This window comes from Bradyrhizobium sp. 153, from assembly GCF_023073835.1.
Taxonomy (GTDB): Bacteria; Pseudomonadota; Alphaproteobacteria; order Rhizobiales; family Xanthobacteraceae; genus Bradyrhizobium.
The window spans coordinates 32,781-41,984 of the sequence record NZ_JADPKH010000141.1 but is presented as its reverse complement, the minus strand read 5'-3'; the positions used below and the strand labels follow the sequence as shown (position 1 = coordinate 41,984).

10 protein-coding genes are annotated in these 9,204 nt (G+C 63.6%); 2 read left to right on the top strand and 8 right to left on the bottom strand.

Going from position 1 to position 9,204, the window contains the following annotated elements:
• The first annotated feature begins 245 nt into the window (after positions 1-245).
• Together IVA91_RS32225 and IVA91_RS36915 are read left to right on the top strand one after the other, a co-directional pair.
• Entirely contained in the window at positions 246-833 is a 588-nt protein-coding gene (locus IVA91_RS32225; protein WP_247460294.1) for a DNA ligase, read from the top strand.
• A gap of 83 nt (positions 834-916) precedes the next feature.
• Positions 917-1,045 carry a hypothetical protein gene (locus tag IVA91_RS36915; protein ID WP_256466428.1) on the top strand — a complete coding sequence of 43 codons (129 nt, stop codon included), beginning with the start codon at positions 917-919 and terminating at the stop codon, positions 1,043-1,045.
• A 106-nt stretch (positions 1,046-1,151) separates the two neighbouring features.
• Here the strand turns inward: IVA91_RS36915 and IVA91_RS32220 are convergent, their stop codons facing one another.
• The 8 genes from IVA91_RS32220 to IVA91_RS32185 form a co-directional block, all read right to left on the bottom strand.
• Positions 1,152-2,477 carry an acyltransferase gene (locus IVA91_RS32220; RefSeq protein WP_247460293.1) on the bottom strand — a complete coding sequence of 442 codons (1,326 nt, stop codon included), beginning with the start codon at positions 2,475-2,477 and terminating at the stop codon, positions 1,152-1,154.
• Positions 2,478-2,504: 27 nt separating this feature from the next.
• Positions 2,505-2,801, bottom strand: a complete 297-nt coding sequence (locus IVA91_RS32215) for a hypothetical protein (protein WP_247460291.1) — start codon at positions 2,799-2,801, stop codon at positions 2,505-2,507.
• A 53-nt stretch (positions 2,802-2,854) separates the two neighbouring features.
• Complete coding sequence (locus IVA91_RS32210) at positions 2,855-3,379, bottom strand: septal ring lytic transglycosylase RlpA family protein (protein ID WP_247460296.1); 525 nt, start codon at positions 3,377-3,379, stop codon at positions 2,855-2,857.
• On the bottom strand, positions 3,379-3,753 hold the full coding sequence (locus IVA91_RS32205) for a DUF1515 family protein (protein WP_247460290.1): 375 nt from the start codon (positions 3,751-3,753) through the stop codon (positions 3,379-3,381). The genes IVA91_RS32210 and IVA91_RS32205 overlap by 1 nt, the downstream gene beginning before the upstream one ends.
• Positions 3,754-3,872: 119 nt before the next feature.
• The gene (locus tag IVA91_RS32200) at positions 3,873-4,379 is read right to left on the bottom strand and encodes a protease IV (protein ID WP_247460288.1); all 507 of its coding nucleotides are present in this window, start codon (positions 4,377-4,379) and stop codon (positions 3,873-3,875) included.
• Entirely contained in the window at positions 4,376-5,599 is a 1,224-nt protein-coding gene (locus IVA91_RS32195; RefSeq protein WP_247460286.1) for a peptidoglycan-binding protein, read from the bottom strand. The genes IVA91_RS32200 and IVA91_RS32195 overlap by 4 nt, the downstream gene beginning before the upstream one ends.
• Before the next feature lie 103 nt (positions 5,600-5,702).
• Positions 5,703-7,871, bottom strand: a complete 2,169-nt coding sequence (locus IVA91_RS32190; protein WP_247460284.1) for a hypothetical protein — start codon at positions 7,869-7,871, stop codon at positions 5,703-5,705.
• Positions 7,872-9,203, bottom strand: a complete 1,332-nt coding sequence (locus IVA91_RS32185) for a DUF2793 domain-containing protein (protein WP_247460283.1) — start codon at positions 9,201-9,203, stop codon at positions 7,872-7,874.
• Position 9,204 lies beyond the last annotated feature (1 nt).

Genomic DNA, 9,204 nt, shown 5'->3' with positions numbered 1-9,204 from the left:
TTTCTACTCCGCGGGTTGCAGGTTCGAGTCCTGCCGGGATCGCCAGGAAAAACCTTTAGCGATCAAAGACATTCGCCAGACGCGCAATAAAATAATACACGTTTTGATTAGAACGTGTGTGGCACAAAGCGGCGATTTGGGGCGCGGTGGGGCACAAAATCACCGGAGAAATCACCGGAGCGATACCGCTGTGCGGAACGCCCCGCGCTCTGGCATTCCAGCTGCCGGATGCCTAGCTGCGAGCCATGCCCCAACCGTTCGAATTCTGCGTGCCGAAGGCGGCGAAGGCCGTGCCTGTCGGCGCCGACTGGCTCCACGAGATCAAATATGACGGCTACCGCGCGCGCCTGGTGCGCGCCGGCGACAAGGTCAAGCTCGAGTCCAAGGCCGGGCTTGACTGGACCTGGCGCTTTCCGTTCATCGTCGAGACCGCGCTGAAGATGCGCCAGACGCACTTTGCGATCGACGGCGAGATCGTGGTGCTGGACGTTCGCGGCATCTCGGATTTCGACGCGCTGCATTCCCGCCGCCATGACGCAGAGGCGCAGCTCTACGCCTTCGACCTGCTAGCCCATGACGGCGACGATTTGCGCGACCATCCGCTGCACGCGCGCAAGGCCCAGCTCGGCAAGCTGCTACGCCGGCAGCCCGAGGGCATCTTCGTGGCGCCGTTCGAGCCCGGTGCGATCGGCCCCGACCTGTTCGTGGCCGCCTGCCGCATGGAGCTCGAGGGCATCGTTTCCAAGCACCGCGAGCGGCGTTATCGGCCCCGGACCTGCGACTGGATCAAGGTCAAAAACCGAAAGCACCCGGCAATGACCCGGGAGTTCTAGTCTCTAAGGCTCTTCTGATGGCAGCTTGGTTTGTATGGCTCCGCGGGTTTCGCGGCCCTAGGGCGGAGATCTGGCGAGACCACGTGGAAATCTATCGCAGCCGAACTGAGGCCCAACTCCTCGGATTACGCAAGCTCACCGATGCCGAGGAGGACAAGCCGGTGGATTGCCTGGCCAAGAAGTATCCTCTCGAAACGATGCCCGACGATTGAGGAGCGGCCAGGAGCTGAACACGAGCAGATGCACTCGCCGGACGTTCCCATTGGACGTGACGACCGCTGCTGGCCGCCGCTCAAATAAAGCGGGACTCGATCCTGCTCAAGAGCCGAGTACACCCGACGATGGAGCGGGGATTTTGAATCCGTCGAGCCGGGGCAGCAGCCGCCGCAGCGCCGCACGCGCTGGGCGCTCCACCAGGTAATGCACCACCACAGCGAACAGCAGGGCAAGCAAAGCGGTCACCGGCAGCGAGACGGCCGGCGCGTAGTGATGAAACACCAGGCGGAACATGCCGTGGGTGAGGTAGAGCGCGTACGAGATCTCGCCCAGAAACACCATCAGCCGATTGCCGAACAGCAGCTGGCCGAGCCCACTGTCCGTCGAGATGCCGATGATGACCAAGCTAGAGCCGACCGCGATGGTCCAGTCGAACACAGGAGGGTGCGCATGGACCATGACGATCCACAAGCCCACAAGCAAATGCAGGTCAAACAGCCGCTGATGCGGCACGGTCGCATGCAGCCAGGCCGTCACGCGCTGCAGCGCCATGCCAGCCAGGAATAGAAAACCAAAATGCGAGACGTAAAAGCCGTATGAGAGCGGCAGGTCGCGCGATAAGCCGACCAGGCGCAGCAGGCGGTCGTAGGGCACGAAGCCAACGCAAGCCAGACTGATGCCGAGCACCGCCGCGCAAAACAGCACGGACCGGCGCGCCAGAGCGAAGGCAACAAACGGGAACAGTAGGTAGCAGAACAGCTCGATGCTGACGGTCCAAGACAGCGCGTTCCAGGACGTGTCGCCGGTAAAGCCCCAGGCCTGGACGAGCAGCAGGTTCTGCACGAAAGTCACAGGCGTATCGCCAGGCAGCCGCGGCACCAAGCCGAGTGCGATGAGACCGCCCCACGCGACCAGCGTCACCAAGTGCAGTGGATAGATCCGCGCGATCCGCGCCCACATGAACGGGGCATAGGTCGCTAACGGATGCCGCGCCGTGGAGGTCTCATAGACATAGCTGAGGATGTACCCGGAGAGCAGAAAGAAGATGATGACGCCCTGATTGCCGACAGCAGCCACGGCATACCAGAAGCCGGCACCACTCCAGCCGGCGCCAATCGTGTAATGCAGTGACACCACCCAAAGCGCGGCGACACCGCGCAGCCCCGTCAGCGTCCGCACCTCCCGCACCGGAGCGAGAACCCCATTCCCAGTCATCAGACGCTTTGCCCCCTCAAGGTTGCGAACATGGATAAACGCTCTTTTTTTGACGCGCAATCGAAAGGTGTACGGAAACTGATCACTCTTTTTTGGTTCACACGCATCAAGAGCGGGCATTTTGTCCACAAGCAAACGAAAGCCCGGCACGCTGCCGGAATCAGCGTGCCGGGCCGGATCACCCGTCGAGGGGACATTCGACCAGGCGATCATCGTCCGCAGGAGGCCTTGCGGACGAATTCAGGTGGCAGGCGGCGCAACGAGGCTCGCGCTCGACGACAGCGACGCCGAATGCAGGTCGTTGCTGACGTCCTCGCGAAGCACCTCGCGCCAACCGACACAGCCGTTGCACGACACCGCGACATGGCTCGAGGCGTCGTCGACCAGCAGGTCGATCGCAGCGTTGGCATTGGCGAGCGCCGCGGCCTTATCGCGGGCATGGATCGCCTGGCTCGCGACGACTTCGTCCAACTTGGCGGCGACAGCCGCTTTTGCGGCCGCCTTCGTCGGGGCGGTCACCTGGAATGAATAGCTCACTCGAACCTCCGTGGTTTGATTGCAAATGCCGGGAAACCGCCCGGCGCGGATCTCTAATCGACGACCTCCGCCTCGACGCGCGCGATGCCAGGCCCAAGCAGGCCGAGCTGCGCCGCCGGCGCGCGCGCGAGATCGAGCACGCGACCGCGAATGAACGGGCCGCGATCGTTCACGGTGACGATGACGGATCTCCCTGCCCGGCTGACGCGCAGGCGCGTGCCGAACGGCAAGCAGCGATGCGCCGCGGTCGGCAGAGCATCGTCGAAGCGCACGCCGGAGGCCGTGCGACTGCCGCTCTCGCCATTGGAATAGTACGAAGCAAGACCGGCAAAGCGCCGCTCGCAACCGCTGGCGGGCATCGCCGCGTGCACAGCGAAGGCCGCCGCCAGCACGGCGCCGACAAGCCCTAGCGCAAACCAGCCGACCGCTGCCGAGATGCCGCGGCGCAACTCCGACAGCGCCGCCATGGCCGTGCACAGCGCGAAGATGACGGCCATGCTGATCAGGATCTCGGTGACGGCTGCGCCGAGCGCGGCGGCATCATAGCCGTGGCGCAGAATCTGGGGCTCGAGCTTCATCATTTCAGCGACACCGAGAAGAAATGCGAGAAGACCCAGAGCGCGGCAGCGCCGCCGCCGCTACCGAAAATCAGCCAATGCACCCAGCGGCCCGCTTTGACTGCGCCCCTGACCTGCTGCCGCGCCTCGATAACACCGTCGACGATCGGCTTCATGATCGCGATGTCGGAGATCGCCGCCTTGACCAGGCCCTCGAGCGTACGCAGATCGTCGACGAGCGCGTCGATCTTCTGATGCAAGTCGCGGCGACCGAGCGAGGCTTTCTCATCCTGGTCGCGCCATTGCCGCGTCAGCGTGGTGACAGTCGACTCGAGCCCGCCGATCGACTTCGCCATCTCGCGCAGTGCCGCCTGGATCGATTCACTTTCCGTCATGCTGCCCCTCACCCCCGTAGCTCTGCCGAACGCCCTCGTACCAGGCCCGGCCAGCCGCGAGCCGGTCGTTCGCTTCCCTCAGCGCATCGCGCGTGCGCGCCATCCGCTCGCGGGCATCGTCACGGAGTTTTGCGGAGGGGTCGCCAACGGGCGCGAAGATCTGCGCCGGCGGCTCCGGCAGCTCTCGCTGCAGGTCCGCAGGCACTGGATTTGATGCGCATCCCGCGCAGATCATCACAAGTGAGACTGCAAGCGTTCGGCTTGCCGGCAACCGCCAGCGCCTCGTTCTGTTTCTTAAGCTGCTCGACATAGGCATCGGTCCCCGCCCTTTCCTGCTCGGCCCGTTGAGTGATGGCGGCTTCGCGCAGCGCCGCATCGGCCGCCGCAGCGCGCGCGGCATCGCGATCGGCGCGCATGGCTGCGAGCTGCGCCTCGAGCGCCTTCTCGCGCCAGGCGCCGTCCGCCGCCGCATAGCCGGCGTTGTATAGATGCACGCCTGCGGTCACGGCCACGATCGCGACCAGCAGCGCGAGAATGGCGGCGACCAGCGCGCCTGCCTTGAACGGAGACAGCTTGACGCCGGCGAGGCTGGCGAGCTGCACGATGACAGGAATGATCGCGCTCATGTGTTCTTGCCCGTGCGGTAATCGGCGACGCGCTTGGTCTCGATCTTGTGCGCGACAAACCAGACCAGCACGCCGAGGCCGGCGATCAGCACCAGCACCACGACGGCCGCGAGCAGCCAGACGATCGCCGCCGGCGGAATACCGAGGCCGCCGACCGCGTCGCGGGCGCCGGAGAGCGCGGTCGCCTTGTCGGTGACCCAGGCGAGCAGGCCGCCGACGCCAAGCGTCGAGGAGCTGCCGAACAGCTTGCCGGCCCAGCCCTTGACCTGGTCGGTGATTTGAATCGTCTCCGAGCCCTGCTCGCGCAGGTCCTTCGCGGTTGCTTGGCTTCGGATCTCCGAGACCTGGCGCGGCTCAGCCCGGACCAGCGCGGCGAGCAGATCGTCGTCGATGCCCGGCACCAGCGGCAGATCGTGCTCATGCCGGAACGCCAGGATCGCCGCCTCGGTGCGGCCCTTCGGCACCAGTTGACCGTCGATCGCGCCGGCATCGAAATAGCCCAGCTCGCGCAGCCGGGTCTGGACCTGGACCACGACGTCAGGGTCCGGCGCTGGCGCGACGTGCTCGAGTCGGGCGTGCTCCTCCGGGTGGTGCTCAGCGAGACCCTTCTCGAACAGCTTTGCTTCGCGCTCGCGCCGGGCATAGAGGCCGGAGGTTTTCGGCCACAGCCGCTGCATCGAGCGGATCAGGCCGGGGATGCGAGCGAGATCGCCGGAGGCGACGCAGGCGCGGATCTCGCGCATCTCCGCATAGCGCTGGTTTGGCTTGACGAAGCCGGCAGCGTCGCGGTTGAAGGCGATCGACCACAGCACGCCCTTGCAGTCCGGCCCTAGGCGGCCGGCGCCAGGACAATAGCGCTCAAGGACCTCGAGATAACGCGGAAGGTCGTGGTTTGCGAAGACATCGAGCGCGACATCCCAGGGAATGTCGACCTTGCCGCGGGTCGCCCGGCAATAGGCCGCGGCCGCCTCGCCGCGCTTGCCGGCAGCGCCGACCAGCACACCCAGCATTGCGGCATCGACTTTGTCGCCCCAATCGGCGCGGATCTGTGCCTTGGTCTGCGCGCCGAAATCGTAGCCGATGCCGCCGGTCGGGCCGGAGCTTTCGCCGGGGTACTCCAGGACATGGCGATATCGGCGCTCATAGACGGGCTGACTCGTCACTTCCTCGGCGACGACAAGATCGAACGACGCACGCGAAATGCCATGCAGGTCGAGCATGAGAGAGGTTTCCATTGCTGTCAGTTGCGGGAATTCGCAGGCGATGGCGCGAGGGCAGCTCGTATGCGGCCGGAGCGCCGGTCAGAGTTGCGCGGGGCTTGGCCTACGCCATCTCGTATTTGATGGTCCCGGTCACCTTGCGACCATTGGCAAAAAACGAGCCGCCCGAGGCGTTGCGAATGTAGACATTGTTTGCGTCGTTCACCGTCGGATTGATCGCCGCTGTACCGGCCGCGCCCGCAGTGTCGTATTCGTACACCGCGCCAACAAAGTTCTTGCCTGCTTTCGCGGGGAACGGCAGCGAGACCTTGATCGCCTGGGCTGCCGTACCCGCTGTGGTGATTTGGATGTCGAACGTATACTCCACGCTCTTACCGGACCTGAGGTAGCTCGCTGCGCAAGTCCCGAGCGTAGTGATCGTTCCGCTTTGCGCCGTGACGGTCGGCGTCGACGCCGTCCAGGCGGCACAATCGCCGTCGATAACGATCTGCTGCGCGCCGCCGTTCAGACCAGCGTAACCTTGTAGGCAGTTGACCCCAAACGATTGCATATCGGTCGTGATGATCGCAGTCGTGTTGCTGACAGCATTGATGTTCCACTGGGTGCGCGCGTTCACCGAAAATCCGGAATTGCCGACGATGGTGACGCGCCCAGCAAACGACGCCTCGAGCTGGACAGATCCGCCGACCACGTCAGTCGTGAACACGGTGCGGCATCCGCTAAAGTTGATGGCGCCGCCACTCGGCGACAACACACCCGCCGCGCCGGTCGATGCAAGCATGTTTGCGCACTCGACCACGGCATCCTTGACATTAATGTTCCCGTAGACGTTTCCAGTGCCACTGGAGAGACCCGTGATTGCGGTCAGCGAGCCCGTCGTGTTCAGGACATAGAGCAGCTCGCCACCATTGATGTTGAGCGTTGCTCCCTTCGCCTCGAGACCGATGTTCGGCAGACTGCCCCAGCTGCCTGGCGACGTTCCAAAATCCGACTGCCACGTACAGCCATGGGTATTAACGACCGTGTTCTTCCCGATGCCGATGCCGATACCAGGGCACCCATAGGTGCGGCCGCCGAAGAAGTTGATTTCGCTGATCGTGTCATCTGAGCGGGACGTACTGCCAAACGCCCAGCCAATCTTGCAGGCGTTAAAAATGACGTTGGTCAAATTGAAGTACTGGACCGACTGCCCCGCCCCGGTCGTATAACCATGCAGCCCGTAACTATAGTTGGTGTTGTAGTTGCCGTTGATTGAAAAGTGATCATAGAACGTCACGTCGACGCAATTAATGAAGGTGAGAATCGAATCTGTAGCCGATCCTGCGAGACCGACGAGCCCACCCCTGCCAAAACGGAGGCCGGATTTGCCAGTGATGACGACCTGGGTCACCGAGAAAATCGCGCCATCGAAGTCGAGCGGGACGCCGGTCGTGGCAGCATAGTTCAGGGCTGTCGTCACGGCCGTGGTCTGATCTGTGCCATTATCCCTAGCACCAAACATTTTCACACTGACCGGACCGATCAATTTCCAGCGGGCGCCGTCCGTCGCGACGATGATCGTGCCGCCGTTGTCGCTGCTCGTGGTATCCGTCGAGTCGTACCAATAGACACGCGGCCGGCAATCACCCAGGGTGTAATAGCCGTTGACCTGCATGCGCGCGCGCGAGGTCTTGTCGGTACCCTTCAAGGCGGCGATCGTGTCGACTGAGCCCTCCGGCACAAGGGTTTTCGGAGCAATCTTCCGAAATTGCCCGGAGGTGTGGTCGTATGCCAGAATGAAGTCGCTCGCGAAGTGCGGCGTGAGCAACTCCGCAAGACTTTGGATGCTGAACTCCTCCGCAGGAGCGCCTGCCGCAGCAGGATTGCCGAGCAACGTCGCCGCGCCGATGGCAGCGAGACTAGCAATCGCGATGTTCGTCAGCGTGTTCGAGCCGCCGTCGATCGCCTTGTTCGTCAGCGTCTGTGCATCGCTGTCCCCGACGATATTGCCCGTCGGCAGCAGCTTGGCCGGCTTGAAACGGAAGCCGTCCGCCGAAACGATACAGGATACACCGTCATCGGCCGTCGTGGTGTCCGCCACGTCAATGTAATAGGCCTGCTTCAGCGACTTGACCTGCACGGCGTTCTGTCCGGCCAGGGTCGTGCTGCGCAACTCGCTCACGTCGGCCAACACCTGGGCAACGCGCCCCTTGCCCCACGCGACGATGTCCGCTTTCGGAACGTTCGCGCTAGAGGTCAGGCCGCCGATCTGCTCAATGGGATTGGTAGTCATTTACGCGGCCTCCTGCACCGAGAGGGTGCGATTGGTCAGGTTGATGTTGTCGAGACTCAGTCCGTTAACGTTGGACCCGCCGCTCATGATGGCGACCTGGTAGACGTGCGAGGCGGTATCCGATGCCGTGATCTCGAAGACGTCGTTGATGCAAGTGTTCATCGCCGCAATGTTGAGAAAGCACAGCTCGACGCAAAGCCCGACGATCTTCCATGCGATCGCGTTCGCCTCGGAATCTCGAAATAGAGCGAGCACCACTGGATTCTGGTTCTGATTGATGCCGCTCGTTCCGAGCGCGATGCGGCAGTCTGCGGTGTAGTGGAAGCGGAGCAGCGCTCCCGCTTTCTTGGCGGCATAGGACAGACCGGTGGCGATATCGACCGATCTTCTCTGCAGCGAGTTAGGCGGTGTCACGATGCTGTAGGTGTAGCCGTTGCTGTTCCCCCCAGGACTGCTGACGGATCCACCAGCCGAGAACGCGGAGGCCCGGCCGATCCAGACGCCGTTCGTCGGCTTCCAGGACGCGCCATCAAACAGGTAAGAGGTCTTCAGCGCCCGGTCGTAAGCGAGCCAGCCATTGGTCGGCGTGTAGATCGTGAAGGATCCAGCGACCTCGCAAATGGCCACCTTGCCGTCATTGCCGGCCCAGACTCCGGTCGCGCCTGGACCGATGATATAGGCATCTCCGACGGCGGGCCCGGCCGGCGGCGCCGTTGTCGTTTGGTTGGTGACGCGGACGAAGGCACCGAAATTGATCGCAGCCGACAGCGGCACGGACGCGGCCGGCAGCGTCTGCGACCCGAAGCCGCTGACCCAGGTCCCGCCAGCATTCTTGTGATAGTAAGAATCCGTCGCCTCGACGTAGATAAACCGGCCGACACCGAAGTTGACGAATTCCCAGCCGCGCTTGGTGTAGACCGCGACATAACCGCTCTTGGCAGCCCAGGCGCCTGTCGCGGCGGCCGCGACCAGATAGGCATCACCAGCGGCCGGCGACGCCGGCGGCGTGCTCAGCGCGTTGGAAAGGACAGCATACGCGAAAACGTCTGTCCCGCTCGCCAGCTTGTAACGCCGCCCCTCAGCCGAGACCAGGCAGGTGGTGCCGTCATGCGCCGTGGTCAGGTCGGCCGGGTCGTAGTGAAAGACTCGACCGAGAAACATGATGTCGACGATCGCGGCACCGGTATCCGGATCGAGCGCGACCAGGTTTAGCGCGGAGTCGACATCGGCCAGGACGTAAGGCATCCGGACCGTCAGGAGATCACGCAACAGGATCTTGTTCGCCGGCGCTGCGGTCGGCAGCGCGGCGACGGCGTCATGGTTGACCGTCATG

Excerpts from the sequence above, each read along its gene's own strand:
- IVA91_RS32225 (WP_247460294.1), top strand. The coding sequence starts at position 246 with ATGCCCCAACCGTTCGAATTCTGCGTGCCGAAGGCGGCGAAGGCCGTG.
- IVA91_RS32220 (WP_247460293.1), bottom strand. The coding sequence starts at position 2,477 with ATGATCGCCTGGTCGAATGTCCCCTCGACGGGTGATCCGGCCCGGCAC.
- IVA91_RS32210 (WP_247460296.1), bottom strand. The coding sequence starts at position 3,379 with ATGAAGCTCGAGCCCCAGATTCTGCGCCACGGCTATGATGCCGCCGCG.
- IVA91_RS32205 (WP_247460290.1), bottom strand. The coding sequence starts at position 3,753 with ATGACGGAAAGTGAATCGATCCAGGCGGCACTGCGCGAGATGGCGAAG.
- IVA91_RS32200 (WP_247460288.1), bottom strand. The coding sequence starts at position 4,379 with ATGAGCGCGATCATTCCTGTCATCGTGCAGCTCGCCAGCCTCGCCGGC.
- IVA91_RS32195 (WP_247460286.1), bottom strand. The coding sequence starts at position 5,599 with ATGCTCGACCTGCATGGCATTTCGCGTGCGTCGTTCGATCTTGTCGTC.
- IVA91_RS32190 (WP_247460284.1), bottom strand. The coding sequence starts at position 7,871 with ATGACTACCAATCCCATTGAGCAGATCGGCGGCCTGACCTCTAGCGCG.
- IVA91_RS32185 (WP_247460283.1), bottom strand. The coding sequence starts at position 9,203 with ATGACGGTCAACCATGACGCCGTCGCCGCGCTGCCGACCGCAGCGCCG.